Source organism: Hyalangium sp. (assembly GCF_035629615.1).
Lineage (GTDB): Bacteria > Myxococcota > Myxococcia > Myxococcales > Myxococcaceae > Hyalangium.
The window spans coordinates 1-20521 of sequence record NZ_DASPHO010000365.1 but is presented as its reverse complement, the minus strand read 5'-3'; the positions used below and the strand labels follow the sequence as shown (position 1 = coordinate 20521).

Here is a 20521-nt window from a genome sequence, read left to right as displayed (position 1 = left end):
TCGCGAGCAGCTCTCCACGCCCGCCGTGTTGATGTCGCCCGCAGTGTAGCCCGCGTACAGGTTGCTGTCGTAGGTGGCCACGCTGTCGAACCCACCCCAATCATAGGCGACGCCGGCGTAGCCCACGTTGACCTGCGTCAGGAAGCGAGGCTTGGTGCGGCCCGCGCAGGCGCCGTTGACGTTGGTGTTGCTGTAGCCGCGCACGAAGTCCGTGAAGTGGTTGCCCGTCAGCGCCATGTCATTCGCGGCACGGCACGTCTTGCTCGGGGGTGCCACGTCCTCGCGGGTCTCCTTGACGAGGGGCAGGACGGCCGGCAGCTCCTGGGTGAAGACGAGCTTCTGGATCTCCGCCCCCTCGCGGGTGGTGTGGAGGATGAAGGCGTCGCCCGCGGGGGTGGTGGCCACGTTGGACTGTACGTAGGTGTAGCGGTTCGCCAGCGGCACGCGGGCAGCGCCCAGCAGCTTGCCCTCGTGGCTGTAGCGGCGCACCGTCTGGTCCACGCGGAAGTCGCTGACGAGTGCGACTTCCTCCAGCTTCACCAGCACATCGCCGGTCTTGCTCATGCCCAGCACGCGCAGGCCGCCCAGATCATTGGGCACGGAGACCTCCAGCGGCTGGCCACCCACCGTCAGCGTTCCCGCGTGCGCCTCCTTCTGGGAGAGATCCGCGGCGCGCGCGGTGTAGAGCACGCCCGCCTGGCTCAGCCCCGGCAGCGAGGCCTTCGCCAGCCGGCCGTTCCGATCCAGCAGCTGGTCGAAGCTGGCGCCGAACTGACGCTCCACCAGCAGCTCGCCCGTCTCGCCTGCCGTCAGGCCGGTGATGCTTTGATCCACCGGGTAGCGGCCGTACTCGGCGCCGCTCGGGCTCAGGTGCAGAACGGTGGGCTGGCCCGCCGCTACGTCCAGCGCATAGATGGCGTCGTTGGTGACGACCAGGTCCGTGACGCCGACGACATTCTTGAGCTCGATGATGCCCAGCTGCGTACAGTCCTTGCTGTAGTGGAGCAGCCGCCGGGCTGCCGTGTCCGCGATCCAGAAGGAGCCGTCCGGCGCCACCTCGAGCCCACCCGGGCCCCAGGCGCGCAGCTCCTGGGTGTTCTCGTCCGCGAAGGTGATGCCGGCGCCACCGGACGGGATGCGGCAGACCACCTCGTTGGCGCCCGCCAGCGCTGGAGCGGCGAGCAGACTTGCGGACAGAGCTGCACACTGCATGAACCTGCGAAGGAGACTCATTGTAGACCTCGGGCGCTCACCGTCAGACGGGCGCGATGGAGCACGGAGAGTGGGGAAGAGAGGAGCGCGCCCCGGTGGCTGGGAGCCCTCCGGAGCGGCCTCTCACCCAGGAGACGAGGAGGGCCCATTTTCGTCCCATTTATTTCCTGCTTCTCGTGTCCCCCTCAGCTGACCGGCAGACCGGCCTTCGCACCCAGAGCAGGCGCGGGTCGTCGGACCTGTCGTTCAGTTGCTGACCAACGGCGCCTTTCCGAAGCGCGCGAGCGTCCAGTCGAGCCCGCTTGCCGCCCGGCTTACCGAGCCCAAGCGCCTGGATCACCGCGTCCTGTCCCGCGAGCCCGTGGAGTCCAGGAGCAGAACGTTCATGGGGCCCATTCTTGCGCAGTGTGCCACCCCCTGCACAGGTCATCGATGACCTCATCTCGTGGGGCCCCGAGGAGAATCACTGGCTTGGCGAGCCACCGGCCAGAGGCACGCCGGTTGCTGTCCGGGCCGCCGAGGACGAGGATCCTCAGAGACCAGCCATGCCCCTTGCAACGCCCTCCCCCCTGTCTCGGGCGAGCCCTCCCGCCGGCAGCACCCGCATGGCCTGCGGCCTGCACCTGGAGCTGTTCTCCACCGCCCAGGCCCTGCCGGACGCGGACTGGGGCTCGGTGGTCCCTCCTCCGCACGTCTTCCTCCAGCCTTCCTATCTGCGCGCCCTCGAGCAGAGCCGCCCAGAGCGCATGACGTTCCTCTACGCGCTCGTGCGCGAGGAGGGCCGGCCCGTCGCGGTGGCGAGCTTCCAGTGCGTGGACTTCGGCATGGACGGCTTCGGGCCCAACCTCCTGCCCGAGGGAGCGGCAGCGGAAGAAGCCGGAGCCTCCTTCTTCATCCGCGCCCAGCTGCGGCGGGTGCTGAAGCGCATGCGAGTGAGGATCCTGATCTGCGGCAACCTCTTCGTCTGTGGGCCCCACGGGTTCGCTTGGCGGCCCGAGCTCAGCGAGGAGCGAGCCTGGTCCGCACTGGCGGAGGCTGTGGGAGTGATCCAGGCGCGCGAGCCCTCCCTGACGATGGTGCTGGTGAAGGATCTCGCGCCCGGCGAGCAGGGAGCCACCCGCGTCCTGCGGCGTGCGGGATTCGATCCGGTGCAGGTCGAGCCCACCATGGTGCTCACCGTGAGCCCCTCCTGGCGAAGCTTCGAGGACTACCTCGCGGACCTGACCACCAAGTACCGCCACCAGGCCCGGCGAGCTCGCCGCCAGGGAGAGGGGGTCGAGCGCCGCGCGCTGAGTGCGGGGCAGATCGCCGAGCTGGCCCCCCGCGTGGAGGCGCTCTACGGCGCGGTCTTCGAGCGCTCGCGCCTGCGCCCCTCGCGCGTGGGCGCTTCCTACTTCGTCCAGCTCAAGGAGGCGCTGGGGGACGACTTCGACTTCATCGGCTACTTCTCCGACGGAGGCCTCGTGGCCTTCAACACGCGCCTGCGCGCGGGCGACGAGCTGGAGAGCTACTATGTGGGCCTGGACTACGCGCACAACGAGCGGCTGGCGCTCTATTTCAACGCGCTGCTCGATGACGTGGAGCACGGCATCCTCACCGGAGCCCACCACATCCTGCTGGGGCGCACCTCGCTCGAGCGCAAGAGCGCCCTGGGCGCCGAGCCCGTGGACCTGCGCATCTTCACCCTCCACCGCGAGCCGGTGCTCTACCCGCTGGCCCGCCGCCTCTCCTCGCTCGTCCAGCGGCGATGGACGGCCCGCCACCCATTCCGGGAGCGCCCATGAGACGCCACGCACCGAAGCTCCTCGCGCTGCTGGCGCTGGGAGCCGCGCTGGTGCTGCTGCGCCCGCTCGCCGCGAAGGCGCTGCCAGCACTCGAGGCGCTCCGCTCCACCGGCCCCCAGGGCCTGGTGCTCTTCTGCCTCGGCTACGGCGTGGCCACCCTCCTCCTGCTGCCCACCACCCCCTTCACCCTCCTGGCCGGTGCGCTCTACGGGCCCTGGCGCGGGTTGGCTCTGCTGGTGCTCCTCAGCCTGGCCGTGGACGGCCTGGCCTTCTTCCTCGCCCGCGCCGCGCGCCAGCCCCTCTCTCGCGTGCTGGCCCGGTTTCCCCGTCTGGCCCGCCTCGACGAGGCACTCGGGGAGGGCGGCTTCGGGGCGGTGTGCCTCCTGCGCCTCTCACCGCTGGCCCCTTATGCCGCGCTCACCTATGCCCTGGGGCTCACGCGCGTGCGCCCGGCCGCCTTCCTCGCCGGCACTGCCGTGGGGAGCCTGCCGGCCACCCTCCTGTTCCTCTTCCTCGGGCATGGCGCCGCGGGGATGGCCGAAGGCTCCGGCAGCCCACTCTGGCCCTGGGTGGCCTTCACCCTCACTGCGGTGAGCGCCCTGGGCCTCACCGTGTGGGCCCGCCGGCAGCTCGCCGTGCCCGCTTCCCAGCCGGAGGTTGGATGAACCGCTGGACTCCCGTGGAACGGATGTCCCGACTGTCCTCTGGCGCGCTCGCCGCCCGTACGAGCCCCCTCGTCCTCACCGAGGCCATCGGCGACTGGCCCGCACTGCGCAATTGGACGCCGGCCTTCTTCCGCGGCCTGTGCGGCGAGCGGGAGGTGTGGCTGCACCGCTACACCCGGCGCAACGCCCTCAAGGCCACCCTGGGGGCGTACGTGGACGGGCTGGAGGGCCGGGGCCCGCTCGCGGACAGCGGGCCCGAGCTGTACTTCGCGTATGACGCCTCTGTCCTCGGCGGCACCACCCGGCTGCGCGACGACTTCGACTTCCGGCCGCTGTTCCCTGCTGGGATGGGGATGCCGAAGACGGGCCTGTGGATGGGTCGCCAGGGCGCCCACACCCCGCTGCACTACGACATGGACGCGCTCAACCTCCACGCCGTGCTGCGCGGCCGCAAGCGCTTCATCCTCTTCCCCCCCGAGGACTCGCCTCACCTCTACCCCTCGGACGTCTTCGAGTGGACCACCGTCTTCAGCGAGGTGAACCTCGCCCGGCCGGACCTCGCGCGTCACCCGCTCGCGGTGCGGGCCCGGGGCCTGGAAGCCGTCGTCGGCCCGGGGGAGGTGCTCCTCCTGCCCCGAGGCTGGTGGCATGACGTGGTGTCGCTGGAGGACTCGCTCTCGCTCAACGCGTGGTGGGTGACGCCGGACCTGTTTGTCGGCGCGCGGCTGTGGCACGAGAACATCCGTGCGCTCCTCCACCGTGCCGGCCTCCACGCGCGCAACCGCTGCACCTGCTGTGGGCACGGCGACCTGCGCCGCCACCTGGGCTGGGGGATAGAGGCCGGAACTTGAGCACACCCCGCTGGCGCACCGGAGCCCGGCGGCTCGTGTCCCACGCCCATGGAAGCCCATGGGCGGTGCTGGCCGCATGTGCCGCCCTGACCCTCCTGGGCGGCCTCGCGGCCTCGCGGTTGGAGTTCCGCGGCTCGCTCTTCGAGCTGCTGCCGCGTGAGACCCCGGAGGTGCGGGAACTGGAGCACGTGGCCGAGAAGGCCGGTGGTGACGGCTACCATGTGCTGCGCGTGCGGGGAGCCGCCCCCGCGGCGCTGCAGCGCTTCGCCGGGCAGCTTGCCCCAAGGCTCGAAGCGCTCCCCGAGGTGCGCTACGTCGAATACCGCTTCGATGTCGACTTCTTCCGCCAGCGTGCGCTCCTGCTGCTGCCGCTGGAGCAACTCCGTGCCTTGCGCGCGGGGATCGAGGCGCGCGTGGCCTACGAGCGGCGGCGCGCCTGGCCGCTGCACGTCCAGCGGGTGGACGAGGAGCCACCCTCCCTCGAAGCACTCGAGCGGGAGCTCTTGCCGGAGGCTCCCCTCCCGCCCTACCTCGCCTCGAAGGACGGCTCCGAGCTGTACCTCCTGGTGAAGGCCGCTGATGCCGCGGGTGATCTCGACTTCGCCTCACGGCTGGTGGAGGCGGTGGAGCGTACCGCCCAGGAGGTGGCGAGGGACCATCCCGGTGTGGTGCTGGATGCGACCGGGCCCTTCGTAGGCCGGCTGGAAGAGGATGCGGTGGTGCGCCGCGACCTCGCGGGGGCGGCGGTGCTGGCCGCGCTGCTAGCGGGAGGACTCATCCTCCTGGCGGCGCGGCGGCTGTCGGCGCTGGCCGTGGTGGGGCTGCCGGTGCTGGCCAGCGTCACCCTCACCTATGCGGTGGCCTGGCTGGCCATCGGCCACCTCAACGTCATCACCGGCTTCCTCGCTGCCATCCTCATCGGGCTGGGGCTGGAGTACGGGGTGCATCTCACCGCGCGCTATCACGAGGAGCGGACAAAGGCGCCCGCGCGCGAGGCGCTGGAGGTGGCGGTGGTCTCCACCTTCCCTGGGGCGTTCGCCTCGGCCATCACCAACGCCGCCGCTTTCTACGTGCTGCTCTTCGCGCGGTTCGAGGCCTTCCGCCACTTTGGCTTGCTGGCCGGCACCGGCGTGCTGCTCTCCATGCTGGCCACCTACGTCGCGGGCCCCGCGCTCCTCTCGCTCGCCGAGCGCTTCCGGCCAGGGCCTCCCGCCGCCGTGGCTCCGACGGGGGGAGCCGTGCGCTCCGGCCGGCCCTGGCCCGCCTCCCGGCCGATGGCGCTCGGCCTGTCCGTGCTGGTCTTCGCTGGCTACTCGTGGGGGGTGCTGCCTCGCCTGGAGTTCGACTCGGACATGCGTCGGCTCAAGGGCGACTCACCGGTGACGCGCCTGGACGACCACATCAGCGAGCAGCTCGGCTCGTCTCTCACTCCCGCCATCCTCCTCGTCGACACCTTCGAGGAGCTGGAGGCAGTGCACCAGGCGGTGGCCGAGGTACAGCAGCGGCACGGCACAGGCTCGGAGCTGCGGCGCGCGGCCTCGCTCCTCGACGTCCTGCCGCGCGAGGTGGACGCGCACCTGGCGGAGCTGGACCGGCTGCGCGAGCGAGTGGCGGGCCTGCCGCCCTCGGTGTTCGACGAGCCCCGGGTGCTTGAGCTCCTGCCCCTGCTGGAGGCCCGGCCCTTCACCCGCGAGGAGCTCCCTTCGGAAGTCCGCCGGCGCTTCGAAGCGCTGGATGGGAAGGGCTTCTTCGTCCTGCTCTTTCCGGTCCGCGCCAACTACGATACACGCGCGATGCAGGCCTGGGCTGGCCAGCTCGACGAGGTGGTGGCCGGGGCGCGTGCCCGAGGCACCTCGGTGGTGGTGCTGGACAGCGACCGGGTGGCCTCCCGCATCTTCACCCTGGTGCAGGAGGATGGCCCCCGCGTCCTGGGGCTGGCGGGCCTGGTGGTGCTGGGGGTGCTGCTGCTCAGCCTGCGCGACGCTCGCGCCGCGCTGCTCATCGCCGGGTGCCTGGCGCTCGGGATGCTGAGCCTCGCAGGGGCCCTGCACCTGTCTGGTGTGCGGCTCAACTTCATCAACGCGGTGGTGCTGCCCAACCTCCTGGCCATCGCCGTGGACAACGCCCTGCACCTGTACCACCGCTACCGCGAGGAGGGCCCGGGCTCACTCGGGCACGTGCTGCGCTCCACCGGACGGGCCGCCATCCTCGCCACGCTCGCCAACGCCGCTGGCTATGGCGCGCTGCTGGTGGCCCGGCACGAAGGGATGCGCTCCATCGGGCAGCTCGCCCTGCTGGGGGTCCTGTGCACCTTCCTGGCTACCATGGTGCTCTTCCCCTCGGTGCTCGCCCTGGCGGAGCGGCTTCCCGCTCGCCAGCCCAGCAGCCCCAAGACCTGACCCCGCGTCCAGGGACTCCTACTTCTTCGAGCTGCGCAGGTACTTGTAGAACTCGGAGTCGGTCCCCAGGAACAGCGTGGTGGAGCCGTCCACCGCCTGCGGGTACGCCTCGAGCGTCCGCAGGAACTGGTAGAACTCAGGATCCCTTCCAAACGCCTCGGCGTAGATCTTCGTCGCCTCGGCGTCGGCCGTGCCGGTGATCTCCTGGGCCTTGCGATAGGCCTCCGAGCGGATCTCCTTGAGATCGCGCTCCCGCTGGCCCCGAACCTCGGCAGCGCGGCCCATACCCTCGGAGCGGGAGCGCTCGGCGATGCGGTGCCGCTCGGAGATCATCCGCTCGAACACCTTCACCTGCACCTCGTCCACGTAGTTGATGCGGCGCACCTGCACATCCACCAGCTCCACGCCGAACTCCCTCACCACCTCGGCGGCGCGATCCCGGATCTGCCGGGTGAGCCTGTCTCGCCCGATCATGACCTTCTCCAGCGCCTCGCCGCGCTCGGCCTCGGTGTGGGATTCGTCATCCTCGAAGGCGCGGTTGGAGGAGCGCACCGCCTCGATCAGGGCAGAGGAGGCGATCGCATTGCGCGTCTCACCATCGATGATGTCGTCGAGCCGGGACTTCGCGTTGCGCTCGTCCCGCAGGCGCTGGAAGAAGCGCAGCGGATCGACGATGCGCCAGCGGCCAAAGGTGTCCACCCAGATGTACTTCTTGTCCTTGGTGGGGATCTGGTTCGGATCACCTCGCCAGTCCAGCCAGCGCTTGTCGAAGCGGTTCACCGTGTCGGCGATGGGCAGCTTGAAGTGGAGGCCCGGCTCGGTGATGGGCTGCCCCTTGGGCTCGCCGAAGCGGGTGATCACAGCCTGCTCGTGCTCGCTCAGCGTGAACATGCTGGAGTTGCCGAGCAGCACGGCGAGGGCGGCAACTGCGCCCAGAACGAGGGCCAGGCGGTTCATCGCTTCACCTCCTGCTTGCTGGCCGCACTGGCGGGCACGGGATCCCGCCCGTCCATCCGCAAGAGCGGGGTGAGCCCCTTGGTCGCTTCATCGATGACCACCTTGGGCCCTGCCCCCTGGAGCACCTGGCTCACCGTCTCGAGGTACAGGCGGCGGCGGGTGACGTCCGGGGCCTTGCGGTACTCGTCATGGATGCGGGTAAAGCGCTCGGCTTCTCCTCGGGCGCGGTTGACGCGCTCGATGGCATAGCCCTCAGCGGCGCGCAGCGCCTCCTCTGCCTCACCGCGGGCGCGCGGGATGGCCCGGTTGCGCTCAGCGTAGGCCTCGTTGATGGCGCGCTCCTTCTCCTGGATCGCCTGGTTCACCTCATTGAAGGACGGCTTCACCGGGTCCGGCGGGTTCACGTCCTGGAGCACCACCTGCTGGATGTCCACCCCCGTCTCGTAGCGATCCGCCAGATCCTGCAGCAGGAGCTTGGCCTCGGTCGCCACCGTCTGGCGGCCCGTGGTGAGCACCTCATTGACGGAGTGGTCGCCCACCACCGCCCGCATCGAGGCCTCGGAGATGTCCCGGAGCATGGCCTCCACGTTCTTCACCTTGAAGAGGTACTTGTACGGGTCCTTGATCTTGTACTGGACGATCCACTCCACCACGGCGACGTTGAGATCTCCGGTGAGCATCAGGGACTCGCGCTTGAGGTCCACGTCCGTCGTCGCGTAGGTGGTCCGTGTCTCCACGCGCTCGGTGCGGAAGCCGAACTCCGCCTTGAGCTGCCGCTGCACGGGGACCTTGATGATCCGGTCGATGAAGAAGGGCAGCCGGAAGTGGGGGCCCGGCTCCGAGGTGCCAATGAAGCGGCCGAGCCGGAGGATGACGCCGACCTCATCGGGCTCCACCTGCGCATAGCTGGTGAACACGCCGAGGAGCGCCACCAGGCCCAGGGCGAGGTAGAGCAACCGCCGCCCGAGGCCGCGCTTCCACCTCTCCTGGAGCTCACGGAGGAAGTCAGAGGGATCCGGCCCGTTCGGGTCGGAGTTCAGGATGCGAGGGTCCCATGCCATGTCCAAGTCCTTGGCCTGCAAAGCACCAGGACGCAAGCAAAACCGACCTGAAATCGACGGTGTGTGTTGCGGCGAAATCAGGCTGCGTCGGTTCTGGAGGAGCTTGCGTCCTTCTTTGACGTTGGGGCGGGGCCTGCTCCTCGACAGCCGCTCACCCAAGGGCCCCCTGCTCACTGGCGCGCATCTTGCTGTTCGGACGGGCAGCTCGACACGCCCCCTGATGGAGGAGCCCCCGACATGAAGATCAACGGCAGACGCCCCAACTTCCTCGTCATCACCACCGACGAACAGCGCTTCCCACCTCCCTATGAGAATGAGGCGGCCCGACGCTTCCGCCTCGAGAACGACGTCGTCGGCCTGGAGCTTCGAAGGCACGGCATCGAGTTCCTCAGCCACCACGCCGCCTCCACCGCCTGCGCTCCCAGCCGCACCACCCTGCACACCGGCCAGTACCCCTCGCTCCACGGCGTGAGCCAGACTCCCGGCATCGGCAAGTCGTCCTTCGACCCGGACATGTATTGGCTCACCCCCAACACCGTCCCCACGCTCGGCGAGTACTTCCGCAAGGGCGGCTATCAGACCCACTACCGCGGCAAGTGGCACCTCTCCGACGAGGATCTCCTCGTCCCCGGCACGCAGACCGCCCTCATGAGCAATGACGTGAGCGGCACCGCGTACCCCGAGCGCATCGCGCTCTACCACGAGGCCGCTCGCCTCGAGAAATACGGCTTCTCTGGCTGGATCGGCCCCGAGCCCCACGGCTCCGCCCAGTCCAACGACGGCACCGTGCGCGACCCCGGCTTCGCCGATCAGGTCTGCCGCCTGCTCGGCGACCTCGAGCAGCAAGCGGCCTCCGAGGCCACCGTGCCCTGGCTCATCGTCGCCTCCTTCGTCAACCCGCACGACATCGTCTTCTCCGGCATCCCCTGGTTCCAGGAGTTCGCCCAGCTCCAGCAGAGCGGCAAGCTGCCCGAGGTGGTGCCCGCGCCGACGGCCGCCGAGTCGCTCGAGAGCAAGCCGCGCTGCCAGAAGGACTACGTCTACGCCTACCCGCGCGTGTACCTGCCGCAGCGCGACACGCCCGCCTACCGGCAGTTCTATTACTTCCTCATGGCCGAGGTGAACAAACACATCCACAAGGTCTACGAGCAGCTCAAGCGCACGTCCTTCTTCGAGAACACGATCGTCGTCCTCACGTCCGATCATGGAGAGATGCTCGGCTCGCACGGCGGCATGATGCAGAAGTGGTACAACGCCTACGAAGAGACGCTGCACGTCCCCTTCGTCATCTCCAACCCTCAGCTCTTCCCCCAGCCCAGGGCCGCGGAGCTCGTGACGTCGCACGTGGATCTGCTCCCGACGCTCCTGGGGCTCGCGGAGATCGACTCGGAGGCGGCACGGCGAGAGCTGGCCATGAGCCACTCCGAAGCCCAGCCCCTGGTCGGGAGAGACCTCTCGGGCTTCGTGCTCGGCAAGGAGGAGCCGCCGCACGAGCCCATCTACTTCATGACTGACGACAACGTGGAGGCCGGCGTCCAGATGACCAACGGCCTGACGGGCCAGGCCTACAGCCCCGTCATCCAGCCCAAGCACATCGAGACCGTCATCACCCGCCTGCCAGCGCTCTCTGGAGACACGCTGTGGAAGTACAGCCGCTACTCGGACAACCCCCGGTTCTACGCTGGCAACCCGGGCAATACCGACGGCGTGGCCACCGCGCGGTTCATCCCTCCTGAGTACGAGTGCTACGACCTGAGCGAGGATCCGCTGGAGACCCACAATCGCTGCAGTGCCCTCTCCAGGGCTCCGCTGCCCCAGGACATCCGCGACGCGCTCGAGAAGGTGCTGGAGGAGCAGCGGAGGCAGAAGCGGCTGCTGCCTCGGACGCTCAACCGCGACGCGGGCACCGCCAAGGGGCCGCTGCGGGACTGACACCCGGTGTTGGGGCCCGTCGAGACCCGGGGTGCTCCCTGGGCTTCGACGGGCGGGCGCTCGAAATGGGACTGCAGTCCCCGCCGGACTGAACTACCTTCCGAACGCATGCAGGACGAACCCGCTCTCGAGCACATCACCCAGCCGCCCCCACCGAGCACCCGGCTGACGGGCTGGAATGTCCTGTTGTACGTCCTGCTGCTGGCGCCGGGCCTCCGCGGCCTCCTGGCAAACAACGCCGATCTGGCGTTGATGAGCGCCGAGTGGATCGACAGCGGCTCGATCGTCACCAGTCTCCTCGAGCTCACCGAGAGCTCGAGCTTCTACAACTACTCCGCGACGTTCCACACGCGGGTCTACGGCGGCTCCTTCTACTTCTTCATCTTCTGGCCATTCGCGTTCTACAAGTGGGTCGTCGGAATCCACCCGTCCACCTCCTTCCCCGTGTTCGCAGTGACCGCCCGGCTGGTGACGCTGGCCTTCTCGGTGCTGGCGCTCATCCTGCTGCAGCGGCTCAGCTTCAGGCTGACGAAGTCAAAGCTGGCAAGCATTGCCATCGTCGTCGCCACGGCCGCCGTAGGGCCCTTCGTCACGTTCTCATATGAGGTCCACCCGGAGCCCGCGGGGATGGCCTGCTCCATCGCTGCGTTCCTGGGCATCCATGCCTATTTCGAGACGGGCAGAGTCCGGTACATTCTCGGGGTCCTCCTGGCGATCACGCTCGGCGCGCTGAGCAAACAAGCCTTTGGGCTGATGGCCGTTCCTTCGGCCATGGCGGCCGGAATCGCCCTGCGAGACCACCTCTCGAAGGGAGGCTCCCTCCGTCTCAGCAGTGCCTTGAAGCTCATCGGGATGGGAGTCGGCGGGATGGCACTCTGCGTCCTCGTCTTCAACCCCTATCTCCTCTTCTCGCCGCGATCCTTTCTCGACACCCAGCTCTACCTGAAGGCGCTGCACGGGCTCAATGGCCGTGCCACGCTGGCAGAGAACATGGGCGAGTGGTTCTCTGAGATCATCTCGGCCGATTATGTCTTGCTCATGGGACTCATCGCCTCGGTGGTGACGTGCGGAGTCAGCCTGACGAAGAGCTCCCCGGCGGTGCGCACACTGCGGCTCGTGGCTGTCTACAACATCGCCTTCACCCTCTGGCTGACAGCGTCGGTCTACACCCCCAGGACGCCCCTCTACTTCTACCCGATCTATCCGTTCCTGGTGCTGGTGGTTGTGTATGGGATCACCTTCCTGGTCCAGTACGCGCATTCAAGTCCTGTCGCGCTCCGAAGGAGGGTGGCCGCGGCGGCCGCTGTAGGGATGGTGCTCGCTCAGGTGCTCATCTTCTTCAGGAACACGCTGGAGGCGGTGGACACCGTCGCCAGATCGGTGACCTTCAAGCACACGGACGCGGTGCGCCTGAGAGATGCTCTTGCGAGCCAGCTCGAGGGCCACGCACGCTCAGTGCTCCATTCCGTCAGCATTCCTCTTCAGGACGGGGCCTCCTCCAACCTCCGGAACACGTTCCAGCTCGGCTCGACGGCGGAGGACATGTCGGGCCACTTGAACAACCTGCAGCCGGAGCTGATGGTGCTCGACATCACCAAGTACTGGCCGTTCGAGCAGCTCGTCGTACAAGGGAAGTACGACCCCAAGCTGGTGCATCGCTACGAGATCCGGAAGCGGTTCCCGGATCTGCCTCCCTGCAGAGGATTGACTCCCTGCATCGTCAGCTTGAAGCGACGCCTGAATGCCGCGACCCTCTCGTCCGCCGAGCCCTCGTCCGAGCAGGAGCCCTTTGCAGTCGTGTACTCGCGTCAGGCCTTGAGCCTCCCCAGTGGGAAGTGAGGGGGAGGAATCGAGGCCTTTGCGAAGGCGGCGAGCAGCTCCTCGGTCGACGGCCGGGTGTCCGCCGGTCCCAGGCATCGATCGATCAGCCTCGCGATCTGCTCGTCGACGCCCGGACAGCACGTCAGCAGCGGCGGCGCAGTCTGGCTCCGCCGCGCGCCCGGCTCCTCGAGCACGAGCGGCTTGTCGAAGGGACGCCTGGCGCTGAGCAGCTCGTAGGCAATGCACCCGAATGAGAAGAGGTCCGAGGCGATCGACGAGTTCGCCATTCCCTCGGCGAGCTCGGGGGCCATGTAGAACGGGGAGCCCAGGATGCTCCCGTCGCGCGTCAGCTGCACCTCGTCGGAGCTCTCGCTGGACATCTCCACCGTGATGGAGCCCCACCGCGTCTCCCGGATCGGTCGGGCAATGCCGAAGTCCACCACCTTCACGACTCCATTCGCGAGCAGGATGTTGCTCGGCTTCAGGTCGCGGTGGATCACTCCGCCCGCGTGGATGGCCTGCAGCGCTCTGAGGAGCTGGGGGAGCAGCGGGAGCGCCCACGCGAGGTCGCCGAAGCGCGAGCGGTGATCCTCCAGGCTCCGGCCGTCCACCAGCTCCATGGCCAGGAACAGCGTGCCCTGCTCGTCCAGATCGATGTCGAGCACGCGCACGACGTTCGGGTGGTCGATGGCGGCCGCGCTCTCGGCCTCTCGCGCGAGCCGGGCGAGCGCCGTCGGGTTGCTCGCGTAGTCGCTGGAGATGAGCTTGAGCGCGACGTGGCGCTGGTCCGTGAGGCGCTTCGCCGAGAAGACCATGCCCATTCCACCCGTGCCCAGGTGCTGCTCGAGCTCATAGCGCTTGCCGATCCTCATGCCCGGCTTGGGCTCGATGAAGCGTGGCTTCGCCGCGAGGAGCGCCGCGAGGGTCCCCGCCAGCGAGCGCGAGCGGATCGCCACCTGCGCGCGGAGCTCCTCGTTGAGGAGGACCATCTCCCGGTTCTGTGCACCGAGCTGGGCGGTCGCCTCCTCCAGGCCGCGCCGCATGCGGTGATTGATCGCCGCCAGCAGCGAGGACTGGATGAACAGGAAACAGATCCCACCGATCGAGTGTGCGCTGAAGCTGCTGTTGATGATCTGGTGCGTGGCGAGGACGTCGTGAATCACCGTGCCGGTGAAGATCGTGAGCGCGCCCAGCATCACCAGGGCCAGCCGGTTCTTGTCGTAGAACACCTCGAGCACGAGCGACACGGCCAGACACCCCATGCCGAACAGCAAGAACGCTTGAAGCGCGTTCAGGCACGCGGTGAACACCTGGGGCGGTGTCACGAAGGCGAGCATCATGAATCCGCTGCAGGCCACAATCGTCGCCCGGACGAACCAGCGGGGGCGGATGGTGAAGATCTCCGCCAGGAACAGGACGAAGAACAGGATGATCCCGGGCAGGTTGGAGTACTCCAGACGGAGGAGCAGGATGCCGAGGCCAGTCTCCGGATGGGCTTCCTCGATGTAGCGGCCCACCAGCACGATGCGCCCGACCAACGAGAAGCAGAAGAGGCCGAACCAGAGAGGGGCTCGCTCGTTGGGGCGCAAGAAGAACAGGGTCAGGAAGTGCAGCGACATCATGATCAACATGCCGCCGACGATCAGCTCCATGTAGCGCTCGTACTTCCACTCACGCTCGAGCGTGAACCGGTCACCGAGCACCGGGAGCGACCACGGCCCCGCGCGTGCGATCTGGAAGTTGCTGACCTGCAGCACCAGGGTGATCTCGTTCGCGGCCTCGATCGGGATCCGCCCCGGGCGCGCGAGCTGTCGCGTGGTCTCGAGCGTGGTGCCGACGGTGCCAGCTTCGAAGATGCTCAAGGGCTCGCCCCGCCCGTCCAGGACGATCATGCGATAGGCGCTGTCGGCCGGGCTGGTGGCGAGGAGCAGGTGCTGAGGCTTGGGGGGGAGCAGCACCTTCAGCCGGAAGGTCGCGTAGCCCTCCGCGGGCAGCGGGGTGCCGCCCACGGAGCGCCCCTTCCACATGAGCGGGGGGAGGTAGCCGTCGGGAGCACGCTCTGGTGCGCTCCCCTCCTCGAGCCGCTGCCAGTCAAACGCCCACTCGCCGTCGAGGGCCACCGGCCCCTGAAGGTCGAAGCTCCAGGTCGTCAGGTCGACGACGCCCTGGTGCCCTGAGAGGGGCGTGGTCTCGGCGCTACAGGCGGTGTGCACGAGCGCGAGTGCGAGTGCAACCAGGACCTGTTTCACGGAGGCATTCCGAGGAGGAAGTCCGTGAAATGGTACTGCATCGGGCGCACGCGTCCAAGCCACCCCGGAGCTCCCAGTGGGGGACTCGCTCTCCGGAGCGGCGGGGCGCTCCTGGGCGGCAGGTTACAGCTCCTCGGAGGGCGTCAGGACGAAGGTCTTCGGCGAGCCGGCGAGCGCAATGGGCACCTGGGTCGTGGTGTCCGTCGCGTAGGCCTGGAGGGTGTGGCCCAGGCCGTCGCGGAACTGGGGCGGGATCGCCCACTCGAAGCCGTGACCTCCCCGGCAGCCGGTGAGCTCGTTGACGTCCGGCCTGGGGAGGTGGGCCAGCACCTGTCCGGCGAGGACGGCTCGCTGCTGCTTGTCGAGGCCGTCCACGTAGAGGGACACCGTGAGGGGCTCGAGCTCAGAGTTGGGATCGAGCGCCCATCCCTTCACCACGCCCGCGCCGTCGATCTGCTCGAGGGAGCCGAGCGGAAGCGTGTTGCCGGGTTGGAGGAGGAAGTCCTTCTGCCCGATCAGGGGACTGTCGCCTCTGAATCCTGAGAAGTCGATCGCGTAGGCGTAGAGCATGTGTGGGTGGCCGTCACGGTAGCGATCCGGGATCCTCCACGAGAAGGCATGGTTCTCGCCCTGCGTCCCGGGCTCTCCCGGCAGGTTGGCCCGGCTCGGCGGCCCAGCGTAGGTCGCCGCGCTCATGAGCCCGTCGACGTAGAAGTACACCTCGATGGACCCTTCCAGCCAATCCGGGTCGAGCGCCCATCCCCTGACGACTCCCGTCGAGGTGAAGTCCTCCCAGGCCCCCAGCGCTCGGTTGACACGCGGCGGGATGTAGGGGTTTCCGTCTCCTCCTGGCGGGGAAGGAGGGGGCTCGACGGGCTGGGTGTCAATGTCCGGAGGCATCGCGGCGGACTCAGGGGACGGATCGGTGCGGGAAGAGCGCGACATGTCGTGGTCCTTTCTGCGCGGCTGACGCCGCGAGTCAGTCGAAGAGGAGGACGCCCTCTACCCAGTTTCTTACCTCTTTTCCTTCCAGCCACCTCAACCGCTCGTCCCGGAGCGCCACGGCAGGGGACGCCCCCCTCTGGATGCGCTCCCGGACCGCCTGGAAGAAGGCTCCCGCCTCCTGGTCGGGGATCGCCTCGGTGGCGGCCAGGACCGCGCGCGCACCTGCCTGGATGAAGGCGCTGGGGAGGCTCCGCTGCTGGTGGAGCACCGGGGCGGCCTGCGCACCATGGCAGGCCGCGAGCACCACCAGGGGAGCACCTTCCAGCCGCTGGTCACGGATGCGCGACGCGCTCAGCTCATCGCGCCCGGCCTCCGGGGCCATCACCAGGTAGGTCTCCACGGAGGAAGGGCTGATGACCCCATGGGAGACGAGATCGATCTCGGTGGCGTCTCGCATGGCCGACAGCACCCGGGACGGAGTGGCCTCGGAGCCCTCCAGGATCCGGCGCTCCTCGCCCTCCGCGAAGGCCGCCTTCCAAGGGTTCAGCTGCCCCAGCTCGGAGGCCCTCTCCGGGGAGAGCGCCACGTCCTTCACCACGAGGTGGATGGCTCGGCTCGAGGGGACCTGCGCCGGAGGCCCCGAGCGGGTGCGGTAGCTCCAGGCGAGCCCGGTGGGCAGCAGTCCCGCGCGGCCATGCAGCGGAGGCCTCGCGAAGACCTCGACTTTCTCGCAGCTCCGGAGCGCCTCCAGAGCCTCCTCCGGGACGAAGCCGCCGAGGTGGACCGGGAGCCGTGCCTGTCGAGCCCCCTCGGAGTAGCCGAGGAGCTGGCCGGTGGCGCCCCGGACGACGAGGAGGCTGCGCTCGGTGTCTTCTGCCAGCGCCACGGCACATCGCACGGGGATCTTCGTGTCGAGCTCCCGCTCGAAGAGCTCCAGGACCGCCGGGTACTCACGCGCCCTGGCGCTGTCGAAGATCAGTGCGGTGAAGCTGTAGGTCCGGACGCGAAGGAGGTCATCGCTCTTGGGGAGCTGTCCGCCAGGGGCCGTCTCCTGGAGCTGCTCCTCCAGGGCGGCACGGCCCTTCATGCGGTCCCGCTTGAGGGTGAGCAGCTCGTGAGCCTGGCGGAGCAGGGCCTGCTGCCCCGGCGTCAGGGTGGGTGGGGCCTCCGAGAGCGCGCGGGCCATGGCCGCTTCATCCCCAGGGGAAGGGTGGTGCCGGGCAATCTCCGAGAGCGCGAGCGCGCCCGTGTACGTGAGGGGCAGGCCAGTCGCGAGCGCCTGGTCGAGCTCGGCGCGGGCCCGGCCGAACCGCAGCTCCTGGATCGCCAGGTGGGCCAGGTTCTGGTACGCGTACCGCTCGAACGCTGCATCCCCGCGCCGCTTCTCCATGAGCTCCCCGAGGTACGCGCGCGCCAGCGTGAGATCGTTGCGGAGCCGCGCGATCTGGGCAAGGTGGCCGAGGAACTCGGTCTCCTTGAGCCACTCACCGGAGGCCTGGGCCCGCCGCCGTCCCTGCTCCGCGAGCTTCCAGGCCTCGTCGAGGTTCACCCCCTGGCTCTCCAGGGTGATTCGATCCGCCTGGATGGCCAGGCACCTGTACTCGAGTGGAGCGCAGCGCTGCAGCGCCTCCTGGAGGATGCGCCGGGCCTCCGCCGGCTCGCCCTGGGCCAGGGAGGCCTTGGCCCGCTCCTGCATCGCCAGCAGCTGGAACCAGGGATCCTGAAGCGCCAGCGCGCGGGCCTCGAAGACCTCGAGGTGGCGAGTCGCCACCCCTGCCAGGATGAGCGCTCCCAGGAGCAGGTCATCCTCGGACGAGCGGAGCAGCTCGGCGATGAAGCCCTCTCGCTGTGCGGCGGGGAACCGGGACTCCCGGAGCTGCCCATACTGCCTGGCCAGGGGCGCACGCAGGGAGAAGTCCCTCGCGGCGATCCGCTGGAGGTACTGCTCCAGCACGCCGCTCCCGGCCTGCAGGTCGAGCGCGCGGGCCACCGGCAGCAGCGCCAGGACCTCTTCGCGAGAGACGCGGGTCCGGACGGCGTCATAGAAGTGGAGGCGGAGGCTCGACGGTGCCTCCGAGAGGAGGGGAGAGGAGGGCCACTGCCCCGTGGCGACGAGCTCCCGCGAGGCTTGCTCGGAGGCCTTCCACCGCTGCTGGCGGGACTGCTCCTGGGCCTGGAGCGCTTCCGCGCGCCGTGAGGACTCCTGACTCCAGCCAGGCTCTTTCCTCCGGGCCACCTCGGAGAAGCTCCTGGCCGCGAGCGAGGGCAGCTCGAGCCCGATCAGCGCGAGCCCGCGGTTCCAGTGCGCCTGGGGCAGATCCGGCGAGCGATCCAGCACCCGGTCCACCCTCCGGAGTGCCTGCTCGGGGAGGCCCTTGAGCAGGAGCGCGGCGGCACGGTCCGTCTCGATCTCGGGAGTGTCTTCCTGGGCGGCAAGGGCCTCCAACGCCTGCTCCGCCAGGTGGCGGTCCCCGCGGACGAGGTATGCGGCCGCCAGGCCCCGGCTGTCGCCCTCCCGCTCGAGCCGCGCCAGCGCCTCCAGGGGAAGCCTCGCGGAGGGAGCGGGGGGCTCTGCTCTCTTCTGCGCACCCAGGGGACGGTACTCATCCGCGGCGGGGAAGGTGAGCCGGGCCTCGAGTCGCCGCTCGGCTTCGAACGGGCGCCAGAGGTCCGCCTCCCAGCCCGAAGAGCGGGTGGCGAGCGCGCCGGCGACGAGCGCCAGGAGGCAGGCCGCGGCGGTGATGAGGGCCACCCAACGCAGGGGCGGCCGGTTCCTGGCGCCGGTGGCGCGGGCATCCATCGGCTTCGAACTTCTCATGCGGGCGGACCTTCTGCTCCCTTGCTCGGCCGACAACCTGAAGACTGGCGCTGACAGTCATTGCGTGGGGGTGGATAAGTGCGGTCTCATTGCGCCTCACATGAGAGGCTCGTCCATGGCAGAGCGCAACCCTCCGTCGGACAGTGCCGGTCCCGACGGGGACCGGTTCTCACTGCTTGCCTTCGTGCTGGGGGAGGTCCGCAGCTATCCATTGCCGCCGAAGGGGAGCATCACCCTGGGACGCGGCGAGGCCTGCCATATCCGCATCGAGGAGCCCTCGGTCTCGCGTCGTCATGCCACCCTCCACGTGGGCACCTCCTTCACCCTCGAGGACCACGGCAGCGTGAATGGCACCCGGCTCCGGGTCTCCCGGGAGAGGGGGGGAGGAACCGGGAGCATCGAGGAGATCCGCCTGCTCTCGGGCTCCCCCATGACCATCGAGCCCTTCACCCCCGTGCAGCTCGGCTCGGTGGTCATCGTCATCCAGCCCGTGTCCGCGCCCCTCACCTCCAACGGACAGGGGGCCGCGCCACAGCCCGTCGTGAGCGACCCTTCCATGCAGCGGCTGTATGAGCTGGCAAGCCTGGTCGCCCAGAGCCCTATCAGCGTGCTGCTGCTCGGGGAGACGGGCGTGGGCAAGGAGCTCTTGGCGGAGACGATCCACCTCCGCTCGCAGCGAGCGAAGGGCCCCTTCGTGCCCATCAACTGCGCGGCCTTCTCGGAGTCGCTGCTGGAGAGCGAGCTGTTCGGCTACGAGCGAGGTGCCTTCACAGGCGCTGTCCGCACCAAGCCCGGGCTCATCGAGAGGGCCCATGGTGGGACGCTCTTCCTGGACGAGGTCGGGGAGATGCCCCTGTCTTTGCAGGTGAAGCTGCTGCGGGTGCTGGAGGACCTCAAAGTCCTGCGTGTCGGAGGCCTCGAGCCGCAGAGCGTGGACGTGCGGTTCGTCGCGGCGACCCACCAGGACCTGGATGCGTGTGTGGCACGCGGCACCTTCCGCAAGGATCTCTACTTCCGTATCAACGGATTCACGTTGAACATCCCCCCTCTGCGCGAGCGGGTGGGAGAGATTGCCTCCCTGGCCCGGTACTTCATCGAGCGCTCCACGGCTGAGAACAAGCGCTCGGCCCCTGGGCTCACGCCGGAGGCCCAGTCCCTGCTGGAGAGACATTCCTGGCCCGGAAACATCCGGGAGCTGCGCAACATCATGGGGCGGGCCCTCGTCCTCTGCCGGGGCGAGGCCATCCAGCCCGAGCACCTGGTGTTCGACTCCGCTCCGAAGGTATTGGAGCCCGCTCCGAAGGTGTTGGAGCCGGCTCCGAAGGAGTTGGAGCCCACGTCGCCTGGCTCGCCTGCTCTCTCATCAGCTCCCGCGAGCGGGACGCTGGGCGAGGACATCGCGGCGCTGGAGCGGCAGCGCATCCTGGAAGCGCTGGAGCAATGCGCGGGCAACCAGACCCGGGCCGCGCAGGTGCTGGGCATCTCGCGGCGCACGCTCGTCACGCGGCTGAAGATGTATGGGATACCGGGCCCGCGCCCGCGCAGCCGTTAGCCTGTTGAGCAAAGGTTGCGCAATTCGCGCAAGCCGGAGCCACCCCTGCGCAAGGGCGCGCTGACGCACGGCCCTCGCCGCTTGCAAGTGCTCGGACTTCCACGCGGGCTCTCCTTGGCTCGGGCTGTGCACAAGCCAGCACTGTCTCAGCCCGGAGTGCCGGGAAGACGCGAGAAAGAAACATCTGTGAGGGGGGGCACCATGAAGCGCTTGTGTTCTGCGATTTCGTCGTCTGTCTTTTCCATCATCACCGTTGCGAGTCTGCTGGCCGTCCT

Annotated in this window: 13 protein-coding genes; 7 read left to right on the top strand and 6 right to left on the bottom strand. The window is 68.8% G+C overall.

The features are described from left to right. A partial coding sequence (locus VD972_RS18750) for a hypothetical protein (RefSeq protein WP_324988881.1) occupies window positions 1-1212 on the bottom strand: 1212 nt, incomplete at its 3' end. 545 nt (window positions 1213-1757) lie between these two features. On the opposite strand from VD972_RS18750, the gene VD972_RS18745 reads away from it, so the two are divergent. Genes VD972_RS18745 through VD972_RS18730 form a run of 4 tightly spaced genes read left to right on the top strand, consistent with a single transcriptional unit; the run spans window position 1758 to window position 6911 of the window. Then, complete coding sequence (locus VD972_RS18745; protein WP_324988879.1) at window positions 1758-2996, top strand: GNAT family N-acetyltransferase; 1239 nt, start codon at window positions 1758-1760, stop codon at window positions 2994-2996. Further along, on the top strand, window positions 2993-3661 hold the full coding sequence (locus VD972_RS18740; RefSeq protein ID WP_324988877.1) for a TVP38/TMEM64 family protein: 669 nt from the start codon (window positions 2993-2995) through the stop codon (window positions 3659-3661). Before VD972_RS18745 ends, VD972_RS18740 begins: the two co-directional genes overlap by 4 nt. Continuing rightward, complete coding sequence (locus VD972_RS18735) at window positions 3658-4512, top strand: cupin-like domain-containing protein (RefSeq protein WP_324988875.1); 855 nt, start codon at window positions 3658-3660, stop codon at window positions 4510-4512. The genes VD972_RS18740 and VD972_RS18735 overlap by 4 nt, the downstream gene beginning before the upstream one ends. Then, the gene (locus VD972_RS18730) at window positions 4509-6911 is read left to right on the top strand and encodes an efflux RND transporter permease subunit (RefSeq protein ID WP_324988874.1); all 2403 of its coding nucleotides are present in this window, start codon (window positions 4509-4511) and stop codon (window positions 6909-6911) included. Before VD972_RS18735 ends, VD972_RS18730 begins: the two co-directional genes overlap by 4 nt. A gap of 18 nt (window positions 6912-6929) precedes the next feature. Here the strand turns inward: VD972_RS18730 and hflC are convergent, their stop codons facing one another. Together hflC and hflK are read right to left on the bottom strand one after the other, a co-directional pair. After that, window positions 6930-7868, bottom strand: coding sequence for a protease modulator HflC (gene hflC, locus VD972_RS18725; protein ID WP_324988872.1), 939 nt, complete (start codon window positions 7866-7868; stop codon window positions 6930-6932). Then, window positions 7865-8929, bottom strand: a complete 1065-nt coding sequence (gene hflK, locus VD972_RS18720) for an FtsH protease activity modulator HflK (protein WP_324988870.1) — start codon at window positions 8927-8929, stop codon at window positions 7865-7867. The genes hflC and hflK overlap by 4 nt, the downstream gene beginning before the upstream one ends. Window positions 8930-9166: 237 nt before the next feature. Between hflK and VD972_RS18715 the strand changes: the two genes are divergently transcribed. Together VD972_RS18715 and VD972_RS18710 are read left to right on the top strand one after the other, a co-directional pair. Next, window positions 9167-10861, top strand: a complete 1695-nt coding sequence (locus tag VD972_RS18715; protein ID WP_324988868.1) for a sulfatase-like hydrolase/transferase — start codon at window positions 9167-9169, stop codon at window positions 10859-10861. Between the two features lie 108 nt (window positions 10862-10969). Beyond that, window positions 10970-12700 (top strand): glycosyltransferase family 39 protein, encoded by a 1731-nt coding sequence (locus VD972_RS18710; protein WP_324988866.1) that lies wholly within the window; start codon window positions 10970-10972, stop codon window positions 12698-12700. On the opposite strand, the gene VD972_RS18705 is transcribed toward VD972_RS18710, so the two are convergent. The 3 genes from VD972_RS18705 to VD972_RS18695 all read right to left on the bottom strand — a co-directional run bounded on the left by VD972_RS18705 (window position 12670) and on the right by VD972_RS18695 (window position 18694). Further along, entirely contained in the window at window positions 12670-14931 is a 2262-nt protein-coding gene (locus VD972_RS18705) for a protein kinase domain-containing protein (RefSeq protein WP_324988864.1), read from the bottom strand. The genes VD972_RS18710 and VD972_RS18705 overlap by 31 nt on opposite strands. Window positions 14932-15054: 123 nt before the next feature. Next, entirely contained in the window at window positions 15055-15876 is an 822-nt protein-coding gene (locus VD972_RS18700; protein WP_324988862.1) for a hypothetical protein, read from the bottom strand. A gap of 34 nt (window positions 15877-15910) precedes the next feature. Then, complete coding sequence (locus VD972_RS18695) at window positions 15911-18694, bottom strand: CHAT domain-containing protein (RefSeq protein WP_324988859.1); 2784 nt, start codon at window positions 18692-18694, stop codon at window positions 15911-15913. A gap of 115 nt (window positions 18695-18809) precedes the next feature. Between VD972_RS18695 and VD972_RS18690 the strand changes: the two genes are divergently transcribed. Beyond that, the gene (locus VD972_RS18690; protein WP_324988857.1) at window positions 18810-20246 is read left to right on the top strand and encodes a sigma 54-interacting transcriptional regulator; all 1437 of its coding nucleotides are present in this window, start codon (window positions 18810-18812) and stop codon (window positions 20244-20246) included. Window positions 20247-20521 lie beyond the last annotated feature (275 nt).